The 25,853-nt window shown below is 38.3% G+C and carries 21 protein-coding genes and 1 pseudogene; 15 read left to right on the top strand and 7 right to left on the bottom strand.

All coding sequences use genetic code 11. The annotated features are described in order from the left end of the window. Positions 1–11: 11 nt before the first annotated feature. Positions 12–950 (bottom strand): tRNA-dihydrouridine synthase, encoded by a 939-nt coding sequence (locus tag AC0L3W_RS07085; protein ID WP_290037604.1) that lies wholly within the window; start codon positions 948–950, stop codon positions 12–14. Between the two features lie 304 nt (positions 951–1,254). Between AC0L3W_RS07085 and apt the strand changes: the two genes are divergently transcribed. The 7 genes and pseudogenes from apt to AC0L3W_RS07050 all read left to right on the top strand — a co-directional run. Then, a complete protein-coding gene (gene apt, locus AC0L3W_RS07080) occupies positions 1,255–1,794 on the top strand; it encodes an adenine phosphoribosyltransferase (RefSeq protein ID WP_290037605.1) in 540 nt (179 codons plus the stop codon). Between the two features lie 3 nt (positions 1,795–1,797). Next, positions 1,798–4,275 carry a DNA polymerase III subunit gamma/tau gene (gene dnaX, locus AC0L3W_RS07075; RefSeq protein WP_409439304.1) on the top strand — a complete coding sequence of 826 codons (2,478 nt, stop codon included), beginning with the start codon at positions 1,798–1,800 and terminating at the stop codon, positions 4,273–4,275. Positions 4,276–4,315: 40 nt separating this feature from the next. Then, on the top strand, positions 4,316–4,645 hold the full coding sequence (locus tag AC0L3W_RS07070; protein WP_409439305.1) for a YbaB/EbfC family nucleoid-associated protein: 330 nt from the start codon (positions 4,316–4,318) through the stop codon (positions 4,643–4,645). 363 nt (positions 4,646–5,008) lie between these two features. After that, positions 5,009–5,278 carry a hypothetical protein gene (locus AC0L3W_RS07065; protein ID WP_290037678.1) on the top strand — a complete coding sequence of 90 codons (270 nt, stop codon included), beginning with the start codon at positions 5,009–5,011 and terminating at the stop codon, positions 5,276–5,278. Between the two features lie 86 nt (positions 5,279–5,364). Continuing rightward, on the top strand, positions 5,365–6,378 hold the full coding sequence (locus AC0L3W_RS07060) for a phosphotransferase (protein WP_409439306.1): 1,014 nt from the start codon (positions 5,365–5,367) through the stop codon (positions 6,376–6,378). A 2-nt stretch (positions 6,379–6,380) separates the two neighbouring features. Continuing rightward, entirely contained in the window at positions 6,381–7,328 is a 948-nt protein-coding gene (locus AC0L3W_RS07055; protein ID WP_409439307.1) for a 3'(2'),5'-bisphosphate nucleotidase CysQ family protein, read from the top strand. A 502-nt stretch (positions 7,329–7,830) separates the two neighbouring features. Then, positions 7,831–8,265 (top strand): annotated as a pseudogene (locus tag AC0L3W_RS07050) (DUF3427 domain-containing protein); the annotation flags it as partial. On the opposite strand, the gene AC0L3W_RS07045 reads toward AC0L3W_RS07050, so the two are convergent. After that, positions 8,262–9,386 (bottom strand): nuclease-related domain-containing protein, encoded by a 1,125-nt coding sequence (locus AC0L3W_RS07045; protein ID WP_409439308.1) that lies wholly within the window; start codon positions 9,384–9,386, stop codon positions 8,262–8,264. The pseudogene AC0L3W_RS07050 and the gene AC0L3W_RS07045 overlap by 4 nt on opposite strands. A gap of 232 nt (positions 9,387–9,618) precedes the next feature. Between AC0L3W_RS07045 and AC0L3W_RS07040 the strand changes: the two genes are divergently transcribed. From AC0L3W_RS07040 to AC0L3W_RS07030, 3 genes are all read left to right on the top strand, one after another. After that, positions 9,619–11,319 carry a LytS/YhcK type 5TM receptor domain-containing protein gene (locus AC0L3W_RS07040; RefSeq protein ID WP_409439309.1) on the top strand — a complete coding sequence of 567 codons (1,701 nt, stop codon included), beginning with the start codon at positions 9,619–9,621 and terminating at the stop codon, positions 11,317–11,319. Next, a complete protein-coding gene (btsR, locus tag AC0L3W_RS07035; RefSeq protein ID WP_290037685.1) occupies positions 11,313–12,029 on the top strand; it encodes a two-component system response regulator BtsR in 717 nt (238 codons plus the stop codon). Before AC0L3W_RS07040 ends, btsR begins: the two co-directional genes overlap by 7 nt. 208 nt (positions 12,030–12,237) lie before the next feature. Beyond that, complete coding sequence (locus AC0L3W_RS07030) at positions 12,238–13,734, top strand: carbon starvation CstA family protein (protein WP_409439310.1); 1,497 nt, start codon at positions 12,238–12,240, stop codon at positions 13,732–13,734. Positions 13,735–14,322: 588 nt separating this feature from the next. On the opposite strand, the gene AC0L3W_RS07025 is transcribed toward AC0L3W_RS07030, so the two are convergent. Continuing rightward, positions 14,323–14,682 (bottom strand): DUF3622 domain-containing protein, encoded by a 360-nt coding sequence (locus AC0L3W_RS07025; RefSeq protein WP_113818679.1) that lies wholly within the window; start codon positions 14,680–14,682, stop codon positions 14,323–14,325. 74 nt (positions 14,683–14,756) lie between these two features. Continuing rightward, positions 14,757–15,113, bottom strand: a complete 357-nt coding sequence (locus AC0L3W_RS07020; RefSeq protein ID WP_290037691.1) for a VF530 family protein — start codon at positions 15,111–15,113, stop codon at positions 14,757–14,759. Positions 15,114–15,291: 178 nt separating this feature from the next. Here AC0L3W_RS07020 and AC0L3W_RS07015 point away from each other — a divergent pair, with 178 nt between their 5' ends. The 3 genes from AC0L3W_RS07015 to AC0L3W_RS07005 all read left to right on the top strand — a co-directional run bounded on the left by AC0L3W_RS07015 (position 15,292) and on the right by AC0L3W_RS07005 (position 18,135). Beyond that, positions 15,292–15,624 (top strand): YajD family HNH nuclease, encoded by a 333-nt coding sequence (locus AC0L3W_RS07015; RefSeq protein WP_290037693.1) that lies wholly within the window; start codon positions 15,292–15,294, stop codon positions 15,622–15,624. A gap of 389 nt (positions 15,625–16,013) precedes the next feature. Continuing rightward, on the top strand, positions 16,014–17,510 hold the full coding sequence (locus tag AC0L3W_RS07010) for an alanine/glycine:cation symporter family protein (RefSeq protein ID WP_290037694.1): 1,497 nt from the start codon (positions 16,014–16,016) through the stop codon (positions 17,508–17,510). A gap of 328 nt (positions 17,511–17,838) precedes the next feature. Next, on the top strand, positions 17,839–18,135 hold the full coding sequence (locus AC0L3W_RS07005) for a DUF1244 domain-containing protein (protein WP_409439311.1): 297 nt from the start codon (positions 17,839–17,841) through the stop codon (positions 18,133–18,135). A 207-nt stretch (positions 18,136–18,342) separates the two neighbouring features. Here the strand turns inward: AC0L3W_RS07005 and AC0L3W_RS07000 are convergent, their stop codons facing one another. Both AC0L3W_RS07000 and AC0L3W_RS06995 read right to left on the bottom strand, forming a co-directional pair. Continuing rightward, positions 18,343–19,134: a class I SAM-dependent methyltransferase gene (locus AC0L3W_RS07000; protein ID WP_290037697.1), complete on the bottom strand. Its 792-nt coding sequence runs from the start codon at positions 19,132–19,134 to the stop codon at positions 18,343–18,345. Positions 19,135–19,414: 280 nt separating this feature from the next. Beyond that, positions 19,415–20,359, bottom strand: a complete 945-nt coding sequence (locus AC0L3W_RS06995) for a tetratricopeptide repeat protein (protein ID WP_409439312.1) — start codon at positions 20,357–20,359, stop codon at positions 19,415–19,417. Between the two features lie 146 nt (positions 20,360–20,505). Here AC0L3W_RS06995 and AC0L3W_RS06990 point away from each other — a divergent pair, with 146 nt between their 5' ends. Further along, positions 20,506–21,462, top strand: coding sequence for a S49 family peptidase (locus AC0L3W_RS06990; protein WP_409439313.1), 957 nt, complete (start codon positions 20,506–20,508; stop codon positions 21,460–21,462). A gap of 1,204 nt (positions 21,463–22,666) precedes the next feature. Here the strand turns inward: AC0L3W_RS06990 and AC0L3W_RS06985 are convergent. Next, a complete protein-coding gene (locus AC0L3W_RS06985) occupies positions 22,667–24,124 on the bottom strand; it encodes an aminoacyl-histidine dipeptidase (RefSeq protein ID WP_290037701.1) in 1,458 nt (485 codons plus the stop codon). Between the two features lie 546 nt (positions 24,125–24,670). Here AC0L3W_RS06985 and carA point away from each other — a divergent pair. Then, on the top strand, positions 24,671–25,819 hold the full coding sequence (gene carA / locus AC0L3W_RS06980; RefSeq protein WP_290037702.1) for a glutamine-hydrolyzing carbamoyl-phosphate synthase small subunit: 1,149 nt from the start codon (positions 24,671–24,673) through the stop codon (positions 25,817–25,819). Positions 25,820–25,853: the final 34 nt, after the last annotated feature.

The following is a 25,853-nucleotide window of genomic DNA, read 5'->3' as shown; positions in this document are numbered from 1 at the left end:
CTTTTAAGTTTTTATTTTTGCGCTTGCTGCAGTGCTAACAACATCTCATCTGGATCACGAATCGCTCTCACCGATTGTAAAAAGGGAGTAGCTTCGACGTGTTGTAACTTCATAAACATTAACCATTGTTTAATACGACTCGGCATAAACTTCTCTTTATCTTCAATTTGACGTAACCATTGAAAGTATTGTTCCATTACAGCGAGGTTTTGTAACCATGAGTAGGGCGCTTCAATCCCTTTTAAAACATTTGCTAAATTAGGCATGGCTAGTGAACCGCGGCCAATCATTAAATGATCACAACCACTCATTTCCATACATTTTTGAGCATCTTCAAAGTTGAATATATCACCATTAGCAATAACTGGAATATCGATAGCTTCCTTGATCTTTTTAATCCAGTGCCAATGTGCTGGTGGCTTATAGCCTTCTTCCTTGGTGCGAGCATGTACTGCTAATTCACTTGCACCAGCTTCAGCAATCGCCTGTGCATTTTCAATAGCTAAACTTTTATCATCATAGCCTAAACGGATTTTCGCACTCACCACATGTTCACTTGGTACTGTATCTCGTACTGCTTTTACAATTTGGTGTAATGCTTCAGGATCTTTTAATAACACCGCACCACCGCGACTTTTATTTACGGTTTTAGCTGGACAACCGAAATTTAAGTCAATACCTTCGGAACCAAGTTTTATAGCTCGCAACGCATTTTCAGCTAAGCATTCAGGGTGTTGACCAAGCAATTGCACGCGTACAGGAGTGCCAAATTTAGTACGACTCGCATTTCTTAATTCTGGGCATAAGCGATGGAAAACACGAGAGGGCAGTGGCAGTTCAACAACACGAACAAATTCTGTTACACAACGATCTATACCGCCAATATCTGTCAAAAATTGGCGCATGTGAAAGTCCATTACACCTTCCATTGGGGCAAGCGTTATATGCATCAGAGTTCTCGTTTAATTCAAGCTAAATAAGGAGCGCGGATTATACCTACTCCCTTAATATAAGCAAAATAAACACGGGTTAACTAAAGCTAGTTTAATAAAGAGAGGGAGTTTGAACACATTGATAGTAAAAATATTAATAAAGCTGTTATTTCATACTATTTATTGCACCAACGATCGCTTTCGTAGACTTTTTAATCAAATATCAAAAATACTTTGCCACTTTATGACAAGACAACTTGCACTAAGGCAAGCAACTATTTAACCTTATACAATTAATATAGACAGGAAAATAAATTAGACCATGCAACCAATAGTATTAATTAAAAATAGCATTAAAAGTATTGAAGATTACCCAATTCCTGGGATTACCTTTCGTGATGTCACCAGCTTAATTGAAAATGGTGAAGCTTTTGCTGCAACAATCGACCTATTTAAAGCACGTTATAAAGATCAAAAGATTGATAAAATCGTTGGTACTGAAGCACGTGGTTTTATATTTGGCGCGCCTTTGGCCGCAGCATTAGGTGCTGGTTTTGTTCCTGTACGTAAACCTAATAAACTACCGCGTGAAACGATACAAGAAAGCTACGAATTAGAATACGGTAATGACACATTACAACTTCATAAAGATGCCATTAAACCAGGTGAAAAAGTACTATTAATGGATGATCTATTGGCAACTGGCGGTACCGCTGAAGCATCAGTTAAGTTAATTAAACGCCTAGGCGGTGAAGTAGTTGAAGCCGCTTTTGTTATCGAACTACCTGATCTAAAAGGTAGCGACAAATTAACTGCTTTATCTGTACCTGTTTTTTCTTTGATTGAATACGCAGGCGAATAATCAGTGAGCTATCAAGTTCTAGCAAGAAAATGGCGACCACAAACCTTTAAAGAGGTGATTGGTCAGCCGCATGTACTAACCGCATTAGAAAATGGGTTAACACAGGATCGTGTACATCACGCTTATTTGTTTAGTGGTACACGCGGTGTCGGTAAAACCACCATCGCTCGTATCCTCGCAAAAAGCTTAAATTGTGAAACTGGTGTAACAGCAACACCCTGTGGCGTATGTGCAAATTGTCAGGATATTGATCAAGGTCGATTCGTAGACTTACTAGAAATTGATGCGGCTTCTCGTACTAAAGTCGATGACACACGTGAATTACTAGATAATGTACAATATAAACCAGCGCAAGGGCGCTATAAGGTTTATTTAATCGATGAAGTACACATGCTCTCTAAACACAGTTTCAATGCCTTATTGAAAACGCTAGAAGAGCCACCTGAATATGTTAAGTTTCTCTTGGCAACCACGGATCCTCAGAAGTTACCGATAACCGTATTGTCTCGCTGTTTGCAGTTCCATTTAAAGGCTATTCTACCTGAGCAAATAGAGCAGCAGTTATCGGCTATTTTAAGTCACGAAAAAGCGACTTTTGAACAGCCTGCATTGCGTGTCATAGCGAAAGCGGCTGATGGCAGTATGCGTGATGCATTGAGCCTTACGGATCAAGCATTAGCCTTTGGTGCTGGGCATTTAGAATATGCCGCTGTCCTTAAAATGTTAGGTACCATTGACCAATCACACTTGCATTATCTGTTGCACTATATTGCATCGGGAAACAGCCCGAAAGTGTTTGAAAAAATTCAAGAATTTGTGCGTTTAGGTGCTGACTTCTCGGCCTTGCATCAAGAGTTAGCTAGTCTGTGTCATCAAATTGCATTAATGCAGTTACAGCTTAATGCAAACGTGACTGAAAAAACGACAGTGCAGCTATTAGCAGAGCGTTTAACACCTGAAGAAGTGCAACTATTTTATCAAATTGCAGTACAAGGCTTTAAAGACTATGCCTATGCACCGAATGGTAAAATTGCATTAGAAATGACGGTAATGCGTTTATTAGCATTCAAACCAGCGAATTATGTTGATGTTGACGAATCAATGATGACCAAAGCAGAGCAAGTGGAGCCGATTACCGCGGATCCAATTGTTGCGCAACAGACTGTACTACCAACACCATCTGCTGAAGTCACTTCGTCTATCCCTGGCAATGTTGAAACTAAAGCATCAACATCTGCGACTCCTATCTCTGTTGAGCCTATTGCTTCACCCGTTGTGGAACAGCCAGTAGAACAACAAGCACCGAAGACAACCTCGCAATCAGGACAAGTAATAACACAACAGGTTCGTCAACCAGAGGAGCCTGTAGCTGCGCAGTTTGTTCAAGCAACGCCAGAATCTCGACAAGCGGCGCCAGCAGTTACAACTGAACAGCAAACGATTGAATCACAACCAACTGTTCAACCAGAAACGGCTAACTTTGATTTATCGGCAACAAATAACTCTCGTAATATGTTACGTAGTCATCGTTTAAAGCGAGAAGCGCTAAAAAAGACTGAAGCGGCAGCTGAACAACCTGCAACACGATCACAGGTTCAGTTTGTCGCATCGGAAAGCGTATCATCTAAATCGACGCCTGCACCAGTTGAAAGCGTGCCTAAACTTGAAGCTGTTGCACCGACACAGAGTCCAGTTGATCAAAGTAATATGAATCAACAAGAGTTACCTCCTTTAGATTCATATCATGAGCAACCAAGTCAACAAGCTTATGATCAATATCAGCCTAGCGAACAAGATTATTTTACTGATGTTCAAACTGATAATTATCAACCACAACCTGAAACATCGTCTCCTTACTCAGTCCCAGAAACTGTACCAGCGCTTCAGCCTTCAACGGTTCGTGATCAGCAAGTTGTGGCGACTCCAACAGAAGTTGCAACAAAATTGGTTTCTAACCAGTTGGCAACAGCGAAGCCCGTTAGTGCCGATGATATTTCTGGAATAGGTACAAGCAATAATACGGGGACTGAGGTTACATTCGTTATTGATCCTAATATGGATGTTGCAGAAGTTGATGTGTCTAGTTATGTTGAAGATAAAATGACTGACCCTTGGTTTTTAGATATTAAGGCGATGCAGCTTGTTGGTTTTGAGAAATTGCTAGCGAAAAGTTGTGTAATGCAAACTAAAGAGCAACATATCCTTTTATCATTAGAAAGTGCACAAGCACATTTATTAAATAACCAGAGTTTATGTGAAGACTTAAAAGCGAAGTTACGAGAATACTATGGCCCGCAATACATAGTAGCTATTGAACAAGGTGAGGTAGATGGTCAACATACACCTGTCCAATTAGAGAAAATAGTATTTGCTCAATATCTCGACAACGCAAAATCATCGATTAAAAACGATCCAATAATACAGACTTTGGTAGAAGATTATTCTGCAAAGGTCTATGAAAACAGTGTCGTGCCGTTATAATTGGCATGGTAAACCTTCACTAATTATAAAGAGAGAAAATATGTTTAATAAAGGCGGAATGGGCGACTTAATGAAGAAAGCCCAAGAGATGCAAGAAAATATGCAAAAAGCACAAGCTGAAATCGCCAATACAGAAGTAGTAGGTGAATCGGGTGCTGGCCTAGTTAAAATTACCCTATTGGGTAATCACAATGTACGTAAAGTAGAGGTCGACCCAAGCTTACTTGAAGACGATAAAGAGATGCTTGAAGATCTTGTTGCAGCAGCAATGAACGACGCCGTGCGTCGTGTAGAAGAAGTTAACAAAAGTAAAATGAGTGGTTTAACTGGCGGTATGGATCTACCACCAGGCTTCAAAATGCCATTCTAGGTTTAACCACCTAATACCCTTTAAAAAAAGCTTGGTTCGATTTGTAAAATAAACAAATCACCAAGCTTTTTTGCTTTTAAAAGCAAAATAACCCTGCTATTTTTTAGATTATTCACTCAATTAAGCGACACATCTTGTAAGGCGAGTTAGCCGACAGGGTAGTATCAGGAGCGGAAGAGTTCTGCGATTCCTTTTGTCAGCCTGCATCTTTTGAAGTCATTCCTTCAATTGTCGTTGACCTTAACCATGCTAAAACATCTGTCTCAATCCCGCCTTAATCCAACAACAGCCTTTTAAATGTCATGTAATTTAGGTAACTTATTCTATGTTATCGTTAATTCAACAAACGAAAGGAACCGTATCATGCTAAAAGTCAGCTTAATGTTACTCATCGCAACACTGTCGTTTTCTGTGCAAGCTCGTCAAGGTGAATTTGTAAGATGTTTAGACGGTTTAGCTAGCTTGGGCGATATCCGCAGTAACGTTGATTCAATTTGTGGTAAACCGATACAAGTCTACAAAGTAAAACGTAATGACGGCACAAAAATCCAACAAGCTGTTTATAAAATTAAAGGTAAACTCTATACGCTTACATACCTATCAGGCAAGTTAACCAAAATAGAATCAGCATAAAGTCACAAGGATTATCAATCTATCTAGGAGTTCGATACTATTAGCAATCTTTAATTCCAATCAACCCAGCACAGATAGATGCCAATATGCCAATTTCTCAATCATTACAAATCACCTTACTATCATTAACAGAAGCGAAAAGCATCAAAGAGGTGAAGCTTATTCAAGATGTATGGGGTGGTTATGGCGAGTTATTTAGAGTGAGTTTAGAAGGTGGGAACACAAAGTCTGCCGTAGTAAAACTAGTTAATACACCGCAACCTAGTTCACACCCAAAAGGGTGGAATACCACTTTGTCTCATCAGCGGAAACTTCATTCCTATCAAGTAGAATCAAACTGGTATAAACATTATGCACATCTCCATCATCAAGATTGTTATGTGCCACGCTGTATTGCGTCCCAAAATGACAAGAAACTCAATCTATTGGTACTAGAAGATCTCGAGGAAGTTGGTTATCCCGTCGTTAAAGCAACAGCTACATTAGATGAAGCAAAAACTTGTATTAAATGGTTAGCGAATTTTCATGCCTTATATTTACAAAGCAATACGGAGCAAACATACACTGAGCTCTGGGAAACAGGCACCTATTGGCACCTTGCTACGCGCCCAGATGAGTTAGATGCATTACAAGATCCGTCACTCAAAATGGCGGCAAAACGAATCAATCAAATTCTCACTGATTCACCTTTTCAAACACTAGTGCATGGCGACGCTAAACTGGCTAACTTTTGCTTCTCTAGCAATGCGAAAAAAGTCGCTGCGGTTGATTTTCAATATGTCGGTAAAGGTTGCGGCATGAAAGATCTCATCTTATTTATCAGCAGTGCAATTCCGCCAGAACATTGTGCTGCGCTGCAAAATGCCTTAATCGATTATTATTTTATCTGCTTAAGTGAAGCGGTGATCAAAACACAAAAACAGATCGACCCAATACAACTAGAGCAAGCATGGCGACCACTATATGCGCTTGCTTGGGCGGATTTTCAACGCTTTGTAAAAGGCTGGTCACCGGCACATTGGAAAATCAACGACTATACCGAAAAACTCACCGAACAAGCGCTTCAATCCTTATCACAATTCCCTGTGAAGGCAGAGTAGTCATGCAATTAGCAACAGAAACACTTAATAAACTAAGTGAGTTAGCATTATTAGCGGCAAAAAAATCAGGCGAGTATATTCAAGGCTTTGATCGATCATTACTTGAAACCCACTTTAAAGCTGCAGGTAGTAGTCAAAGTTCACAAGTAGTCACGGAAGTGGACTTTGCTTGTCAGGAAATCATTCTAGATATTTTGGATGAGAGCCTTGAGCAATATGACTTAGCGGTACTCAGTGAAGAAAATTGTAGCGAAGAAAACGCACATCTTCATTCTCGTTTACATAAAGACTATTTTTGGTGTATCGACCCATTAGACGGCACATTACCTTTTATAGAAGGCAGCACTGGATATGCCGTATCCATTGCCTTAGTAAACAAGCTTGGTCAACCGATATTAGCCGCAATACATCATCCAACGAGTAACACTAGCTTTCATACCGTTATTGATAATGTAGGCATTACACGCGCTTATAAAAACGGGCTACACCTACAGCCAAAAAACTACGAAACGCACGCTTTAAATGCGGGCAAGCAAACCTTCACTTTTTACACTGATAGAAGCTTTAAATCACATGCTCAATATCAGCCACTAGTAAATGAACTAGCAAAATTAGCCGATGAACTGGGTTACCAAGGTTTTGAAATACAAGCGTGTCATGGTGCCGTCATCAATGCCTTATCAGTTATTGAAACAGACAATAAAAATGCAGCCTGTTACATCAAATTCCCCAAATCACAGTCAGGTGGAGGCAGTTTGTGGGACTTTGCAGCTACTGCTTGTCTAGCTAAAGCAACAAACAGCTGGTGTAGCGATATAAACGGAGATGCGTTAGGTTTAAACCGATCAGATTCAACTTACATGAACCATAAAGGTGTACTTTACGTATCAGACCAATTAGTAGCGAAACGTATTATCCAGATTTATAGGGAATTTGTGGGCAACTTTTAAACTTCGTTATTCACAAAGTACATATAACCAGCAACTGGTAACTAAAATTGTAATTTCAATTGCTTATTATTCCTTAAATTATTTTTTTTGTGATAAAACTAACTTAGTTTTATATTTTACGTGTGGGTAATAAGCTCGCTTTCCCAAATCTTTAGTCGTTAAAGGACCAATTCCTAAATTATTGTCAGTAGGGGTATCAATTGCATAGGTAATGCAAAGGGAAATGAGTTAAAAATGCCAGAGAGCTTTTACAATAAGAATGCAGATCAGTTAGGAAAACTGTATTTATCTAAATCTTTTGAGTAAGTACATCAAACTTGGCTCGAATATCTCGCACCCGTCTTAAAAAAGACGGATGCACGTATTTTAGATATTGGTGCTGGTGCTGGGCGCGACAGTAAATGCATGGTAGAGCAGGGGTCTGAACAAAATGTGTCAGTCACCGCCATTGAACCGGCGACCATGTTGGCAGAGTTAGGAAAGCAACAAACTCAAGTATTAAATGGTTGCTTTTGGTGATAGTACATTCGATAAAAAATCTTCTAGTCGAGAAGGTGTATTTAATTTATCTAAACTTAATATTGAACTGCTATTTGTTACATTAAATAAATCAGATAAACAATTTTCACCGGCAACTATGTACCATGACTATGCTATAACCCCTTCACTATTTCACTGGCAAACACAAAATAGTGCTAAGCCTATAGCTGGAAAGGGGCTTTCATATATTCAACAAAAACAGAATAACAAAACTGTTATCCTGTTTGTACGAGAACAATCAAAAGATGAAAATGGCCGTACGGTGGGGTTTGTTAACTTTGGCCCTGTAGAATTTATTAAATATGAAGGTAGTCAGCCGATGGATATCACATGGAAGTTACTGCATCCTATGCCTTCATATTTACGGCATGAATCTGCAAAACTAGCCGTTGGTTAAATAGTGTCTTCTTGCGTGAAAATTAGGTCTTTAGCATTACATTCTGTACACAATAGGTAATAAGCGTTTTTCTTTTTACTTACTTTAGTCTTGGTACTGCTACATGAAGGACATTGCTTTTTCATTGCTGTATTTGCTTGGCAATGTGAACATTTTACGTAATAACCATAGCGTCCAGGTGAAGCAATTAGGGCGTTATTTGAGTGGCACTCTTTACATGCTAATAGTGTTGAACTTTCAAGAATTACAGCTGCTACATTTTCTACTGACTGAACTGATTGAGTAGAAGAAGCGTTTAGATTACATTTTTGTACAGGATTATGTTGATAAGCACTTTCGTTCAATGTTTCTTCAATAATATCCTGATTACTAGCATCCATGACCTGTGTTTTATTTGGGGAATATGAGGGTATATTAGTATTACTCGGTATTTCAGGTTGTTTGCTTAATATGCTCAATTGTTTCAAAGTAGATTTATGGTTATCGATCAAAAATTGACTTATCTTTTCCATATCCTTCGCTTTAAAATCTGGTCGAGTATTTATACTCAAAAAATCTGTTATTTTATTTGAGGGTAAATTCATTACTTCATTAATTTTATCTATTAGGAATTCAGACTTAACTAATTGGCTAGACACTGATTTTGGCATATTATTTCGGTCTAAAATCGCATTACTAGATACTGCACAAATATTATCCCAACATCTTCCTCCAAAACTTTGTTGTAATTTTCCAAGCAATTTTTTGGGTAATATTTCATGTCTTCTCTCAAAAAGTAGTTCTCTTAATAGTCTTTGTTGAAGTTCAACCTGTTTAATAGGTGACTTTATACCAGACCATTTTCCATGGTAACTGCGTGACCACTCTTCATTTTCATTGACTCTTACTTCACCTGTAATACTTTTGGATTCGATAAGAATAAACCCATAAACATATAAAACTAAATGGTCAATTTGCGCTACCTCATCATTATGCTCAATTCTAATATCGTTAAACACACAGATATCTTCACGGTCTTTGAAAGCTCTTCGAAGATAGAAAGCAACGTCTTGTTCTTGTTTTTCGCCAGCTTGTACCCTGATATCCTTTGAGTTGCTGATCTCTTTTTCTTTTAAAATCAATTTCAATTCCCTAGAATTACATATAAACATCAAATTTTAAGCAAAATATTATTTATCAAGGGTACTAAAATTTTAATAAGGTTGGTATTACTAAGAGCATTTTTAAACTAAAAATTTTACTTAACTGTTATTTAAGCCTTATTTATCCTCACTTCTCACTTAAAATTTCTTCTAAATACTGTATAACAGTGCTTTTCTATCAATATTGGTTTTTGTCTACTTAGGAGTTGTTGTGGAAATTACGTTATTGTTGTTGCAGCAACTTAGTGTTTACTTGGTGATCATCTATTTGCTGAGTAAAACGCCGCTTTTTATGCCGCTTATTTTTATCTCTGGTCGTAATTCCCATCGTATTGCTTGTTATGTGCTATTTAGCTCTTTTTGTATTTTAGGTACTTACTTTAGTTTATCCATTGAAAATGCGTTGGCGAATACACGAGCAATTGGCGCTGTGATGGGGGGCTTGTTAGGTGGTCCTGTTGTTGGTTTAGCGGTGGGGTTGACTGGTGGTTTACATCGTTATTCCATGGGTGGGTTTACTGATGTTGCTTGTATGTTGTCTACCACGTCAGAAGGGTTGATTGGTGGTTTGTTGCATCTTTATTATTTGCGTAGAGGGCAGATAGAGAAGATTTTTAGACCGATGAAGGCCCTTACTATCACTTTAGTCGCAGAAGTGTTGCAAATGGTGATTATTTTGATTGTTGCTAAGCCCTTTGACCAAGCTTGGTTATTGGTACAGTCCATTGCGTTACCAATGATAATTGCTAACTCATTAGGCGCAGCTTTGTTCATGAGTATTATTCAAGATAAGAAAGCGATTTTTGAGAAGAATTATAATGCTTTTTCTAATAAAGCATTACGTATTGCACAGCGAGCAGTAGGGGTGTTTCGGCATGGTTTTGATGCTCAAAGTTGCCAAAAGATCGCTGGTATTATTCATGAAGAAACGGGCGTTGGCGCGGTTTCGATTACCGACAGAGAAAAGATTTTAGCTTTTATTGGTATTGGTGATGATCACCATGTTTGTGGCCGAATGATCTCTTCTGATTATACATTGAAGGCGATCGAAACGGGCGAAATGACCTATGCAGACGGTTATGCTACCGCTTATCAATGCTCTATTCATGAAGGCTGTAAGTTAGGTTCTGTATTGGTTGTGCCTTTGCTTCAAGCCGATGGCCAAGTGTTCGGTACGGTGAAATTGTATGAACCAAAGCAGAAGCTGTTTTCTACCTTGAACCGTAGTTTAGGGGAAGGGTTAGCTAAACTTATCTCTAATCAAATCTTGTTAGGTCGTTATATTCAGCAGAAGAATTTATTAAACCAATCTGAAATACGGTTATTGCAAGCACAGGTTAACCCACATTTCCTGTTTAATACCTTAAATACGATTAGTGCAGTGACGAGAAAAGATCCTAAAAAAGCGCGTGAATTGATTCAGCACCTTTCACAGTTTTTCAGAAGTAATTTAAAACAAGATATTGAGCAAGTGACCATTAAAGAAGAGTTAGCCCATGTTCATGCTTATTTAGAGATTGAACTAGCACGTTTTGCCGATCGTTTGAGTGTAACTGAGAATATTGCTGATGAGTTGTTATCGCTTAAGGTGCCAACTTTTACGCTACAGCCGTTGATTGAGAATGCCATTAAACACGGTACGTCGACTTTAATTGGTAAAGGTAAGTTAGAGATTAACGGTTATCTAATGGATAAGGATAAAGATACCTTAGTAGTGTTAGAAGTGATTGATAATGCTGGGCATTATAAAGAGCCAAGTAATGCAAAAGGCTTAGGTTTGCAGATCGTTGATAAGCGTATTAAAAATCAATACGGACAGCATTATGGGTTAACTATGACTTGTGAAAGTGATGTTTATACTAAGGCGACGATTCTAATTCCACTGCCAAAACAACAGGATGTATTATGTTAAAAGCTATTGTTATTGATGATGAACTTTATGCTCGTGAAGAGTTAAATGAGTTATTGGTAGAAACCGAGCAAGTACAGGTAATCGAGCAGTGTAGTAATGCCATTGAAGGGTTAAAAGCGATTAATAGTTTAAAGCCTGATGTGGTATTTTTAGATATTCATATGCCACAAATTACTGGGTTAGATCTATTGAGTATGCTTGACCCTGATACCATGCCTAAGGTGGTGTTTGTGACTGCTTATGATGAGTACGCGGTGAAAGCCTTTGAAGATAATGCCTTTGATTATTTGCTTAAACCCGTTGAAAGTGGACGTTTATTAAAGACGTTAAAGCGGGTTAATGCGGAAAAGTTAGAACAACCTAATTATGAGCCTATCACAGCAAATAAGTTAGAGTTGATCCCTTGCTCTGGTTTTAATCGCATTTTGTTATTAGCTCCTAACGAAATTGAAATTGCAATGTCTGAGCAGACAGGAGTACATCTATTAACAGACAAAGATAAGTTTACTGCAAGTTTGTCTTTGAAGGTGTTAGAAGAAAAAACTGATTTAATTCGTTGTCATCGACAATATCTTATTAATCCTACTTGTATTCGTGAAATCAAATTATTAGATAATGGCTCTGCAGATATTGTGACTAAGTCTAACCATCACGCACCCGTGAGTCGCCGTTATTTAAAGGTGATTAAAGATCGCTTTGGTTTGATGTGAGCTTGATCAAGTATGTAAATGCAATACTGAAGATGAAAACGCAATAAAAAGGGAGGTTAGCCTGACATTAACAATTTGTTAAAACCGCTTAACATTCATAACAACCGTTTAAATGTGTATTTTACCGCTCAATTAATCAACTAATGTTATTTATATACAATGGATTAAAGTGCGAGCATCAAATTAATTCATTTAAAAGGACGACACCATGATTTGGTTTTTATTTTGTTTAGCATTATTAATTGGCGGTTATTTTATTTACGGTACTTTTGTTGAGAAAGTTTTCGGTATTAAAAAACAACGTCAAACTCCTGCTTACGAAAAACAAGATGGCGTGGACTATGTTGCCATGTCAACACCTAAGGTTTACCTTGTACAACTGCTTAATATTGCAGGTGTAGGTCCAATCTTCGGTCCAATTATGGGGGCGTTATACGGTCCTGCTGCAATGTTGTGGATTGTATTAGGTTGTATCTTCGCTGGTGGTGTACACGATTATTTTTCTGGCATGTTATCAGTACGTAACGGCGGGGCATCTGTTCCTTCTATTACCGGTAAGTACTTAGGTAATAATGCAAAACACTTTATGAATGTGTTTGCACTCGTATTGTTGCTGTTAGTCGGTGTGGTATTTGTATCTGCGCCAGCAGGGATGATCACTAACTTAGTGAACGAGCAAACGGATATGACGGTATCGCTGATGTCGATGGTTGCAATTATCTTTGCTTATTATGTGGTTGCTACGATTGTACCTGTAGATAAAATCATTGGTCGTTTTTATCCATTCTTTGGTGCGTTACTTATCTTTATGTCTGTTGGTTTAATTGCGGCTGTAGTGGTTTCAAGTGATCATACTTTATTAGGTGATTATGAAATGAGCCAGATGTTTACTAACATGAATCCTAATGACCTTCCTCTTTGGCCTGCACTATTCATCACTATTGCTTGTGGTGCTATCTCTGGTTTCCATGCAACACAATCTCCTTTAATGGCTCGTTGTATTGAAAACGAAGAAAATGGTCGCTTTGTATTTTATGGTGCGATGATTGGTGAAGGTGTGATTGCCTTAATCTGGTGTGCATTAGCGTTATCTTTCTTTGGTTCTGTTGAAGCATTATCTGATGTTGTCGCAACAGGTGGCCCAGGTGCTGTGGTATATGGTGCATCATTTGGTTTATTAGGTGTTTTTGGTGGTATTTTAGCTTTTTTAGGTGTGGTTATCTTGCCTATTACATCTGGTGATACTGCGTTCCGTTCAAGCCGTTTGATTCTTTCTGAGTACTTCAATATGGATCAAAAATCGATGCGTAACCGTCTGTTAATGGCATTACCATTGTTTATTCTTGGCGGTATCTTAACGCAAGTTGATTTCGGGGTTATCTGGCGCTACTTTGGTTTTGCTAATCAAACTACGGCAGTAATGATGTTATGGACGGCAACGGCTTACTTAGTTCGCCACAATAAATTCCACTGGATTTCAACAGTACCTGCGATGTTTATGACAGCCGTTGTTATTACTTTCATCTTAAATAATTCAAACCTTGGTTTTGGTTTATCAATGCAGATTTCAACTATTGTTGGCATTTTATCAACGGTAGCAATCACAGTGTACGTACTCACGAAATCAAAACGCGCTCTGTTTGTTAACGAGCACGGTAAAGCAATTGATGATGACGGTGTAGAAGTCGTACCGCAAAAAAGCTAAAAACAATAATGTAAGTTGTTATTATTAAAAGATTAAAAAGCCCCTCTCTCGATGGGCTTTTTGGTTTTGGGAAAGGATGGACGGAGAAGTTAAAGCTGGCTGAAATGAGTCGTCATTGAAGAGGGGAGACAGGTTAGTAGCAATAGCGATTCAGCGAAGCTTGATGTTCGGGGCGCTGACTTTAGTCTGCCAGTATGCGGGTAACCGCGTAATAATATTAGTCGCTATGAGCAAAGCGAACTAAAAATCCCACTCAAAAAAATTAAACACAAAAAATCAAAAGATGCAGGCTAAAAAAAGGAATCGCAGAGCTCTTCCGCTCGTGATACTAGCCTGTCGGCTAACTCGCCCAGCGCCCCTTAAAAGATGTGTCGTTTAATTGGATTTTAGTTAACCAAGGTACTTAAGAAGTACCGCTGGGCTCTTCCGCTCGTAACCTTAGCTTTTTAGCTAATTCGCTCAGCGGCCAAGGTTAAAAGATGTGTTGTTTAGCTGAGTCTTTTCCATCCCATCAACAAAAAGGCCAATCTACAGTGTAGATTGGCCTTTGAAATGTGTTGCTCTAAGGAGGGCTGTCAGACGTTAAATTTATTCTTCGTCGTAATCGTAGTCAAACTCTGCGTCATCAGCTTCTAGTGCGCGAGCACGTGCTTCTTCTCTTTTTGCTAAGAATGCAGCGTTAGCAGCTTCTTTTGCTGCAGCTGCTTTTTCAGCTTGCGCGTTACGCTCTGCACGGCGTTCAGATTTACGTGCATTAGCTTCTTTTTGTTTTGTTAAAAAGCCTTCTAATTCTTTTTCAGCCCATTCAATGGCTAACGCTTCAGTGGCAAAACCATCTTGTTGCTTTGATACATTGCTTCTACGAGCACTAACACGACGGGTGATTTCTGCACTCCAGGTATTAGCGTCCTGTTTGATTTGGTAATCGAACTTTTTTTGTTGGGTCATGAGCTATTCCTAGTTTAGACGTTGTTTATTTTAGGCGCGCGATAGTAACACAGTTTGGCTATAATCTTCACCGCTTATTTGTTGTTAATTTTAGCCCATTGAAATCCATCGTTGCTTTTAATAACCGATGGTTTTTTCTCTGATTTTGGAGCGGGCGTTTGTTGCTTTTTATCTTGTGTTGCTAAGATACTTCGGATCAGTTTAGTCGTCTCAGGATGTTGACTGCAAAAAGTTTTTAAATACATAATTTCAACACGGCTTCTTGCCCAAGGAGTTTGACGTAAAAATTTTAAGCATGATTTTTGTGTGGGATTGTTTAAAAAGCATTTTATGCCTAATTTATCTCCCATCTCTTTCCATGAATATTTGGTTTGAAGGTCGGTTAAGATTTGAGCCAGCTTAACGCCGTGCAATGGGTCATTTGTTTGCATGTTTAATTGTCTTTTTTGAATCGATGTATTGCTGATGAATAATTTACTGTGTCAGCTTACAGCAAGTGAGAATTAATGCTTAATTAAATGTCAATAATCACAATTTTTATATTGAATTAGTTCACTTATCTCCGTTGAAATCATATCATGAGGCAGATTTTGATATTAAGAGGTTGAGATGGCTTACATTCCAAGTAATTATAAAAGTTTAGAAAGCGATTATCGTGATAAAGCGTTAAAGCTATTTCCTTGGGTATGCGGTAAATGTGCTCGTGAATTTCCTTACTCAAACTTGAAGGAGTTGACTGTGCACCACATGGACCATGACCACAGTAATAACCCTGCCGATGGAAGTAATTGGGAATTATTGTGTATTTATTGCCATGATCATGAGCATGATAAATACACACAAGCTGACTTATATGGCAGTCATGTTGAAGCGGGCGATGAAAACGTAGCCACGGCGACATATAACCCATTTGCAGATTTACTTTCAAAAATGAAGAAATAGTTGAAAATGTGATCTAGTACGTACTTTGTGATAAGTATAAAAAAGGTATGTATTAGCACATTTATTCCTCTTTATATTGACCTATAACACTGATTTATCTATTTTTATTTCATTACATTTAATATTGATATTTACTCTATTAATCGTCATATTTGTATTTTGTCATTTATATGTGATTATTTAATATTCATTTTTTGTTTGTTTATTGTTAATAAATTGTATGTTTATGAGTCTTCTTTTTACTAACATCATATATATCAGTACTTTCAGCTACGTTCTCGCTATTTAATATTTTACTTTTTAACCACTAATGTTTAGTTTATTCGCCTGTAAGATCTGGTCAGTTTTTGGCTGGTTCAAGGATATTTATTTTCAGTGAGGAAAGTTATATGCAGGAGTTAGTGGATTTTTTAAATGGTCTGATATGGAGCCCGGCACTTATTTATTTGTGTTTGGCTGCGGGACTTTTTTATTCGCTTCAGACTAAGTTTGTACAAGTTCGTTTATTTAAAGAGATGTACACTTTGTTGTTATCGGGTAAGAACTCGAAACAAGGGATTTCATCATTTCAAGCGTTATCTGTTTCATTATCTGGTCGTGTAGGGACGGGTAATATTGCTGGTGTTGCAGCCGCAATTGGTTTTGGTGGTCCTGGTGCTGTATTTTGGATGTGGGTGGTTGCATTTTTAGGTGCGGCAACAGCTTACGTTGAATCAACATTGGCGCAAGTTTATAAAGAAGTGGATGGTGGCCAATATCGTGGTGGTCCCGCTTATTATTTAGAAAAAGTAACAGGCCAACGTTGGTACGCTGTTCTTTTTGCTATCGCAACTATCGCTGCTTGTGGTCTTTTATTACCTGGTATTCAATCTAACAGTATCGGTAACGGTATTGAGTTAGCCTTTGGCTCTGGTTCATTAATTGAAACAGGCATGGGTGTATTCAGCCAAGCTAAAATCATGACTGGTATGGTCATTGTGGTGATGTTAGGCTTCATCATCTTCGGTGGCGTTAAACGTATTGCTAACTTTACACAAGTGGTTGTGCCATTTATGGCTTTTGCTTATGTCTTGATTGTGTTGGTTATCATTGGTTTACACATTACTGAATTACCCTCTATCTTCATGATGATTGTAGGCGATGCATTTAGCCCAATGGCTGGTGTTGGTGCCGCAATCGGTTGGGGGGTTAAACGTGGTGTTTACTCAAATGAAGCCGGCCAAGGTACAGGTCCTCATGCGGCGGCGGCTGCAGAAGTTGAACATCCTGCACAACAAGGCTTAGTACAAGCATTTTCTGTTTACATTGATACATTATTAGTGTGTTCTGCTACTGCATTTGTTATTTTAATTACCGGTGCTTATAACGTACATGGTGTTGGAGAAACATTCTTAGTGCAAAATATTGGTGCTGAAATTGCGGCAAATGGCCCTGCTTTTACGCAATTAGCGGTTGATAAAGTATTACCAGGGATCGGTAAACCATTCATTGCATTAGCGTTATTTTTCTTCTCTTTCACGACGATTTTAGCTTACTACTATATTGCTGAAACTAACGTGGCTTACTTACGTCGTACGCTTAAATTACCTGATTTTACTTTCCTATTAAAAGTGGTGCTTATCGCAGCTGCTTTCTACGGTACAGTGAAAACAGCTAACCTAGCATGGGGTTTAGGTGATGTTGGTGTTGGTTTAATGGCTTGGTTAAATATTGTCGGTATTTTACTTATTTTCTTCATGGGTAAGCCTGCTATCAAAGCATTAAAAGATTACGAGCAACAGCGCAAGACAAATCCTGAGTCTTACTCTTTTGACCCTGTTAAATTAGGTATCAAGAAAGCGGTATTCTGGGAGCAAAGGTTAGAAAAAGAGAAAGCTAAAAAATAAACATTCGTTAAATACTTTTCTGAGTTAACTTGTTATTTTTTATAAACGCCATTTAGTTTTATCACTAAATGGCGTTTTTTATCAGAAAAGGGAGGGGTAATTTTGCTAATTCCCTTAATTGTGTGGGCTTATTTTTACGTAGAAAAATTACTAAATTAAAGCTCTCATTTGATATGATTAGTTGTTTTTCTTTATGGAAGTGGCAACACAGAATCGAATTGCTTTAACCAGTAAGTTAGATCTGGTTGTTAATTGAATTGGTATTCATTAATGAATAATAGATACTGTGAACTTCAGGTTCATGGTTAATTTAAAAGTAGGAATAAAAATGGATAGTACACAACAAGTAGAATTAGAAGCAGCAGCATTTCGTCGTTTACTAAAGCATTTAGACAGCCGTAAAGATGTGCAAAATATTGAGTTAATGAATACTGCTGATTTTTGTCGAAACTGCTTATCAAAATGGATGTTAGCAGAAGCGCAAAAGCGTAATATTGATATGACAGACGAGCAAGCCCGAGAGCATGTCTATGGTATGCCGTACAGCGAATGGAAAGCGCATCATCAATTGCCAGCAACACCAGAGCAGATGGCGAAGTTTGAAGCGTTAAAAGCGAAGAAGTAGTTGTAAGTTAGATGTTAGGGAGTGTTTGTTGTGGCTAATACGAGTATGCGATGACTCGCATACTGGCAGGCTAAAGCAAACGCCCCTGAAATTAGACTTATCTAATAGTTATCGCTAGTCATTGGTGTTTATTTTGGTAATTTACCAAACATGTTCTGATTTCTGCTCAAACGAAAGCCTTCAAGTTTATACAGTAACACTGACTTTTTATTCTCTATCTAATATCAGTTGCCACATAGCTTCATAGTTGATCATGTTCAGGTGTTTTTTGGTACTTTGATGCTTTAGTTTGTCTTGCGCGTTGTTATATGGGCCGGTGGCACATAATTCACAGTAGGCTTCACCTTGATATATTGCTTCACTTAATTGTGACTTGATGGTGTGTTCTGAGTTATCACTCCATACGTAGGTAATGCCTTTGGTGTCTTTGACATGCTTATCTCGGTCGACATTTCGTACTTTGTAACCTGGGAAAGCATCAATATTAAAATCATGCCAGCCTAAGTAATCAATGTCAGTATTTCTGTGTAGCGCATTTTCAATATTCCACTCTTTATAAGGTTTTACATCTTTAGAGGTGATGTAACACAAGCGTGATCCATTTGGATCTAAAAAGTGCTCAAAGGAGTTTATTAAAAAGTGACGTAATAGTTGGCGGTTTAACGTATTGATATGCACTTCTTTGCATTTTTCTTGAAACTCTTGATGTGATTTAAAGGCTGGTATTAAGGGAAACTGAAAAATCACTAAATCAAAGCTATGCTTTGCCAATTTCGACCAAGCATTAGGATTGGTTACGTCGAATTCGCATAATACAGGGCATTGCTGATCTAATAATGTTTGGTAATCATTGTGTGCATACTTACCTAATAATACGTCACTTGTATCAAGTACGGTCGCGGTTAAACTTGCTGGCTGGTAGTGAGTCAGTAAAGAAGCAGAAAAAGACAGATCACCGTCTCCAACTGTTAAAATTCGCCATGTTTTATCGATGATCATTATCTGTTCCTGTATTATATCAATGTTACTAATTAACTGGTCTATTTTACTGGTTAAAACCACTTATTTGCTCGTTGTAATTTTCGCAAATAGAATAACTATTTAACTAAAATTACACCTTGAACTAAGCCAATTTTCCTGCGCAAAATTTAGATCTCTTATTTAATATGATTGATATTAAAATCGCGCGCAGTATAGCAAATGGGTGGCGCAATGTTGTGATATTTTTGTCGAGATGAAGAGAGCCTAAATCCTGTTAGGCTCAATGGGAAAGGGCAGGTTAATTATCTGATGATGTTAACAAAGCATCAAAGGCTTCATTGCCTTGTAAGTTTTCAAAATCATCTTCATCTGCTGCTAATTCTCTTAAGGCAGAACGGCCTTCAATGGCTTTCTCTAAATCACTGATTGCTTGATCTTCTACACCTAAACAAGCGTAAGCACAGGCGCGTTGGTAGAAGGCATCTTGATTGGTATCGTCCATATCTAATACACGGTTACAAATACTTAATGCCCAATGGAACTCTTTTAATTCCATTGCTGCATCGGCCTTAGAGGTTAAGGCTTCTAAGTCACCAGGACGGATTTTTAAGATAGCATCGTACGCAGCCATTTTTTGCTCTGGCGTTTGTCCTTTTTGCGCACGTAACCAGAGATTGTGGATCTCGTTAATCTTTTCTATTTCGATATGGTTATCGGCAATACGCAAGGTTTTTCTTCGCAAGTCTTTTTCTAGGGTTTTAAACTTTTCTTCATAGGATTGTGCAATCATTTTAATTTCGGCATTGGCTTTTTTGGTGGTGTTTACACGAATTTCATGTAATGACTTCCAGCCAAACAGAGCAACTAATGAAGCAACACCAGCAATCACATAAAAGAAGAAGTTAACGGTTTGCTCTGCGTAGCTTAATGATTTATCAGCAACATCTAATTCACGATCGGTAATTTGTATAGTAAGGCTTCGCTCTAAATCTTGTAGATCATGACGTAGTACTTTTAATTCATCTAGTACATAACGCTCGACAAGGGCTTTTTCTGCAAAGATAGGGGTATCCGCTTGCGCTTGTTTTTTTTCCAATGCAGCTTGCACGGCAGCTTCTATTTTTTGCACATGTTTAACGGCAGATACAGTTTCTTCTGTATTAGGCGGTGTTGTTTCTTCCACTGCCCATGACAGAGAAGAAATGATACTGAAAAATGCAAATAGTATAACTTTAATTGGCATAAACCGATGTCCTTTGACGCGCTAAAATGAACGTGAAAGTATGAACGAAGCGCACAGTATTACAACAGTAAAGACAATCTTTTTCCTTGATATTGGAATTAATTACAGGTTGAATAGTGAGCTTATTTAATCTGTGAGAAATAATTATGCAAGAGCCTGAAAGTCATCAAGAAAAGTGGTTATCTGGTTTCATGAAAGAAACCTTTAAGGAACAAAAAAGAACACGTCGTTGGGGGGTGTTTTTTAAATTATTAACTTTTACCTATTTATTCGTTGGCCTATTTTTGTTTATGAATACTGGGTTATTAGATAAAGATACGTCTTCACAAGAAAAGCACACTGCAATGGTTGTGGTTAATGGTGTGATTGCTGCCGATGAAGAGGCAAATGCAAATAGTATTGTCAGTTCATTAAGAGCTGCATTTAAAAATGAATATTCAAAAGCAGTAATGATGGTCATTAATAGCCCAGGTGGTAGTCCTGTACAAGCAGGCTATGTTAATGATGAAATCAAACGTTTACGCAGTTTGTATCCTGAGAAAAAATTATATGCAGTGATTGCTGAGTTAGGTGCGTCGGGTGGATATTATATGGCAGTTGCCGCTGATGAAATTTATGCCGACAAAGCCAGTTTAGTGGGGTCAATTGGTGTTACCGCATCTGGATTTGGTTTTGTAGATTTAATGGAGAAAGTTGGTGTTGAACGTCGTCATTATACCTCTGGAGAACATAAAGCATTCTTAGACCCTTTTTCCCCTGCTAAAAAGGATGAAGGGGAGTTTTGGCAAAGTGTGTTAGACAGTACTCATCAGCAGTTTATTAAAGTAGTTGAAGAAGGACGTGGTGATCGTTTACTTAAAGATAACGAAGACCTTTACTCTGGGTTGATCTGGAATGGTGAACAAGCTTTAGCAACGGGATTAATTGATGGTTTAGGTAGCCCTGGTTATGTGGCGAGAGAAGTCATTCAAGCGGAAGATATTGTAGATTATTCAATTAAACCATCACCATTAGAAAGCTTTACTGAGCAATTAGGTCTATCAATTGGTGAAGGTGTTGCCACATTATTGAATAGCTCAAACGCATCAATGGAGTTGAGATAACGCTTTCTGTTTATAGCTACTAACTCATTGCATTTATAACGCCTCTGATATTAGAGGCGTTTTTGTTTGTGGGTTAAGGGGGGCATCATTATAAAACAACCGTGGTTTGATCAGTATTGAACATCTTGAATTAGGTTTATGCTTATTCAAGGGGATAGTTGTATGCGATAACTCGCATACTGGCAGGCTAAAGCCAGCGCCCCGAATATCAGACTTCGTCTAATCACTATCGCTACTAATTTGTCTTTACTCTCAACGTTCATAGCTCGTTTAGTTAACAGAAACGCAATTAAGCGACACCTCTTTTGACTTTGAGGCGCATGCTTTAGCTTGCAGCTTTTTGGGTTTACTACTTAATCTTGTAAATAGATTTTTGCTTCGCTCATTATGACTAATACTATTATGCGATGGCTTGTATACTACAGACTAAAGCCAGCGCCCCGAATATTAGACTTCGTCTCATCGCTATCGCTACTAATTTGTCTTTACTCTCAACGTTCATAGCTCGTTTAGTTAACAGAAACGCAATTAAGCGACACCTCTTTTGACTTTGGGGCGCATGCTTTGGCTTGCAGTTTTTTGTGTTTACTACTTAATCTTGTAAGTATATTTTTGCTTCGCTCATTATGTCTAATACTATTATGCGATAACTCGCATACTGGCAGGCTAAAGCCAGCGCCCCGAATATTAGACTTCGTCCCATCACTATCGCTACTAATTTGTCTTTACTCTCAAGGTTCATAGCTCGTTTAGTTAACAGAAACGCAATTAAGCGACACCTCTTTTGACTTTGGGGCGCATGCTTTAGCTTGCAGTTTTTTGGGTTTACTACTTAATCTTGTAAATAGATTTTTGCTTCGCTCATTATGGCTAATACTGTTATGCGATGGCTCGCATACTGGCAGGCTAAAGGCAGCGCCCCGAATATCAGACTTTGTCTCATCGCTATCGCTACTAATTTATATTTACTCTCACTTACATAGCTAATTTATGTAACCCCTTAGTTAACTAAAGCCCAATTAAACGACACATCTTTTAAGGGGCGCATGCTTTAGCCTGCAGTGTTTTTTCTTTTTGTGTTGGGGTTGAGTATTTTGAATTAGATTTTCGCTCATTCAAGAAAATAGTCATATGCGATGGCCGCATACTCGCTTCAGCCTGCTTTTTCAGGCTGAAGCGCTATCCTATTTTTATTACCTAACCATTAATCTATTGCTTTTAATGTGGCTTTTAATAATGACCAGTATTTATCCACTGAGGCTATCTCTACTTTTTCATCTGGGCTGTGTGGAAACTTGATGGTAGGGCCGAAAGAGATCATGTCCCAGTGTGGGTATTTCTCACAGAATAATCCGCATTCTAGCCCTGCGTGAATAACCATGGCTTTTGGTTTTTTACCAAACAGGTCCTCATATTGGGTTTCCATGGTTTTATAGATAGCCGAATCTTTATTTGGCGTCCAACCTGGATAGTTACCTTCTTTAGCTACGCGTCCTTCGTATTGTTCAAAGTGAGTTGTAATTTGCTTAGCGTATTTGTGTTTGTCTTCTTCTATTTGAGAGCGAATTAGTATTTGTATCGCAAATTGATTCATTAAACCACTTTGTTGGGTCACCACAGCAAGGTTACTGGAGGTTTCCACCACATTAGGAAAACTATCATCCATCGAGTAAATTCCATTTGGACAAGTTGCGAGAGCATTGATTAAGTTTTCGTGACATTGATGAGTTAATACTGAGCTTGGTAAATCACAAGGTTGAAGTGTGATCGTAAAGTTACTTTCACTCTCTCTATACTTGTCACGTAAGCTGACCTGCAAAGTATTGATCACTGTTTCTAAACTATTTTGATATTGTGCATCGCATACAATAATTGCCTGTGCTTCACGTGGAATTGCATTACGTAAACTGCCGCCAGACAGTGATGAAACAAGAAATGGTGCCGCATCGAGGTTAGTTAATACATTTGCCAATTCTTTTATCGCGTTAGCACGACCTAGGTTAATATCTACACCTGAGTGCCCACCTTTTAAACCAGAGATACTGATTTGATAAGCGCTATCAGTAATATCTGTTTCCATTTTTTCAAAGGGTAATAAGACATTCACGTTAACACCACCTGCACAGCCAACATAAAGTTCGCCTTCTTGTTCTGAATCAGTGTTAATGAATAGCTTTCCCTGTAACTGTCCTGCTTCCAAGCCAAAAGCACCGGTCATTCCGGTTTCTTCGTCGGTAGTGATTAATACTTCTAATGGGCCATGTTCAATGGTTGAATCTGCTAAAACAGCTAAACATGACGCCATACCAATGCCGTTATCAGCTCCTAGCGTTGTATTGTCTGCTCGAAGCCATTCGCCATCTATAATAGGAATAATGGGGTCGGTTAAAAAGTTATGTTCTTTATCGTTGTTTTTTTGCGGGACCATATCTAGATGGCATTGCAATATAACCGGTGTTTTATCTTCATATCCTACGAAAGCAGGTTTTGTTAGTATTAAATTACCTATTTTGTCCTTAACACAAGCAATATTATTTTCTTGTGCCCAATTAATAATCCAGTTTCGTATTTGTTCTTCATGTTTAGAAGGGCGAGGAATGGCACAGATATTTTCGAAGAATGACCAGACTGGAGCTGCTGAATGTGATTGTAATTGTTGCATAAACAGGCCTTTTGCCGAATAAAATGAAAATAACCTCAGTTTTGCTTGGTTTAATATGCAAGCTAGGACATTTTTCACAAATGCAATTTGTGTAAAAAACAGACCGAAGTTGTTGTATAAAAAGAAACCTTAAAAGCACTTAAATAATGTTGACCATGGTTAACTTGATTTGCGTTAGCTAATCAACTTCGGAATTATAATGAAAACCAATTTATTTAATTTAAAATCAATGTGTTATTTTATTTTCGTGTCATTTAAGCGTGCTGCTTTATAAAGGTTACGCTACTCGGTTTAATCAATAATTCCAATCATTTTAATGGCCAAACTCTAGAAATTTGATCTCGATAACTTTTGTGACCACCGTCATATCTTCTTAAGTAAAAATTAATAAGATATATTTTTAATAAAATGTAAAATTTGATTGGTCAATTGGACTGAAGATCTATAAAATGCACGGAATTTGCCAAATTTTACTATTTTCTGGTGAAAAAATGCTCTGCATGGCCTCACTCAGATTATATAAATTTTTATTTATTTGTTTTATTTATGGAGGTTAACTTGAGTCATTCTGCCATACTGGTGTTGGAAGATGGGACTGTCTTTAAAGGCGTATCAATTGGCGCTGATGGGAGTTCTGTTGGTGAGGTTGTTTTTAATACGTCAATGACCGGCTACCAAGAAATCCTAACTGATCCATCCTACGCAAGACAAATCGTAACACTCACTTATCCCCACATCGGCAACACCGGCACCAACCAAGAAGATGAAGAATCCCCAGCAATCCATGCTTGTGGTTTAGTTATCCGTGATTTACCTCTCCTAGCAAGCAACTTCCGTAATCAAGCATCATTAAGCGAATACTTAGCATCACGTAATGTGGTTGGTATTGCTGATATTGATACTCGTAAACTAACACGTATTTTACGTGAAAAGGGTGCTCAAGCTGGCTGTATTATGGCTGGCGAGAACATTGATGAAGCGGCTGCACTAGAGCAAGCTAAAGCCTTCCCAGGTTTAAAAGGAATGGACTTAGCTAAAGAAGTAACGACTGCGGAATCTTTTGAATGGTCTGAAGGTAGTTGGACGCTAACTGACGGTTTGCCTGCGCCAAAGACAGATTGCAAATATCACGTAGTAGCTTATGACTACGGTGTAAAACGCAATATCTTACGCATGTTAGCTGACCGTGACTGTAAGTTAACAGTAGTACCAGCGCAAACACCAGCCGCTGATGTACTGGCATTGAATCCTGATGGTATTTTCCTTTCAAATGGCCCTGGTGACCCAGAACCATGTACTTATGCCATTGAAGCAATTCAAGAGATTCTAAAAACTGATATCCCTGTATTTGGTATCTGTTTAGGTCACCAGTTACTTGCATTAGCAAGTGGTGCAAAAACAGTGAAAATGAAGTTTGGTCACCACGGCGCTAACCACCCAGTGAAAGACTTAGAACGTGATGTAGTGATGATCACTAGCCAAAACCACGGTTTTGCAGCAGATGAAGCAACATTACCTGCTAACTTACGTGCGACTCATGTTTCATTGTTTGATGGTTCTTTACAAGGTATTCATCGTACCGATAAAGCGGCATTTAGTTTCCAAGGTCACCCAGAAGCTAGCCCTGGTCCACATGATGCAGCACCACTATTTGATCACTTCATTGAATTGATTGAACAGTACAAAAACGCTTAGTTGAACCGGATAACCTTGTGTTCGAAGGCTTTCG

This window comes from Psychromonas sp. KJ10-5, from assembly GCF_055808325.1.
The sequence above is the reverse complement of the archived record's forward strand: the minus strand, read 5'-3'. Positions and strand labels throughout refer to the sequence as shown.

Bases quoted from the DNA above. Each gene is read 5' to 3' on its own strand.
- AC0L3W_RS07085 (WP_290037604.1), bottom strand. From the start codon at position 950: ATGCATATAACGCTTGCCCCAATGGAAGGTGTAATGGACTTTCACATG.
- apt (WP_290037605.1), top strand. From the start codon at position 1,255: ATGCAACCAATAGTATTAATTAAAAATAGCATTAAAAGTATTGAAGAT.
- AC0L3W_RS07070 (WP_409439305.1), top strand. From the start codon at position 4,316: ATGTTTAATAAAGGCGGAATGGGCGACTTAATGAAGAAAGCCCAAGAG.
- AC0L3W_RS07065 (WP_290037678.1), top strand. From the start codon at position 5,009: ATGCTAAAAGTCAGCTTAATGTTACTCATCGCAACACTGTCGTTTTCT.
- AC0L3W_RS07060 (WP_409439306.1), top strand. From the start codon at position 5,365: ATGCCAATTTCTCAATCATTACAAATCACCTTACTATCATTAACAGAA.
- AC0L3W_RS07055 (WP_409439307.1), top strand. From the start codon at position 6,381: ATGCAATTAGCAACAGAAACACTTAATAAACTAAGTGAGTTAGCATTA.
- btsR (WP_290037685.1), top strand. From the start codon at position 11,313: ATGTTAAAAGCTATTGTTATTGATGATGAACTTTATGCTCGTGAAGAG.
- AC0L3W_RS07030 (WP_409439310.1), top strand. From the start codon at position 12,238: ATGATTTGGTTTTTATTTTGTTTAGCATTATTAATTGGCGGTTATTTT.
- AC0L3W_RS07025 (WP_113818679.1), bottom strand. From the start codon at position 14,682: ATGACCCAACAAAAAAAGTTCGATTACCAAATCAAACAGGACGCTAAT.
- AC0L3W_RS07020 (WP_290037691.1), bottom strand. From the start codon at position 15,113: ATGCAAACAAATGACCCATTGCACGGCGTTAAGCTGGCTCAAATCTTA.
- AC0L3W_RS07015 (WP_290037693.1), top strand. From the start codon at position 15,292: ATGGCTTACATTCCAAGTAATTATAAAAGTTTAGAAAGCGATTATCGT.
- AC0L3W_RS07010 (WP_290037694.1), top strand. From the start codon at position 16,014: ATGCAGGAGTTAGTGGATTTTTTAAATGGTCTGATATGGAGCCCGGCA.
- AC0L3W_RS07005 (WP_409439311.1), top strand. From the start codon at position 17,839: ATGGATAGTACACAACAAGTAGAATTAGAAGCAGCAGCATTTCGTCGT.
- AC0L3W_RS07000 (WP_290037697.1), bottom strand. From the start codon at position 19,134: ATGATCATCGATAAAACATGGCGAATTTTAACAGTTGGAGACGGTGAT.
- AC0L3W_RS06995 (WP_409439312.1), bottom strand. From the start codon at position 20,359: ATGCCAATTAAAGTTATACTATTTGCATTTTTCAGTATCATTTCTTCT.
- AC0L3W_RS06990 (WP_409439313.1), top strand. From the start codon at position 20,506: ATGCAAGAGCCTGAAAGTCATCAAGAAAAGTGGTTATCTGGTTTCATG.
- AC0L3W_RS06985 (WP_290037701.1), bottom strand. From the start codon at position 24,124: ATGCAACAATTACAATCACATTCAGCAGCTCCAGTCTGGTCATTCTTC.
- carA (WP_290037702.1), top strand. From the start codon at position 24,671: ATGGAGGTTAACTTGAGTCATTCTGCCATACTGGTGTTGGAAGATGGG.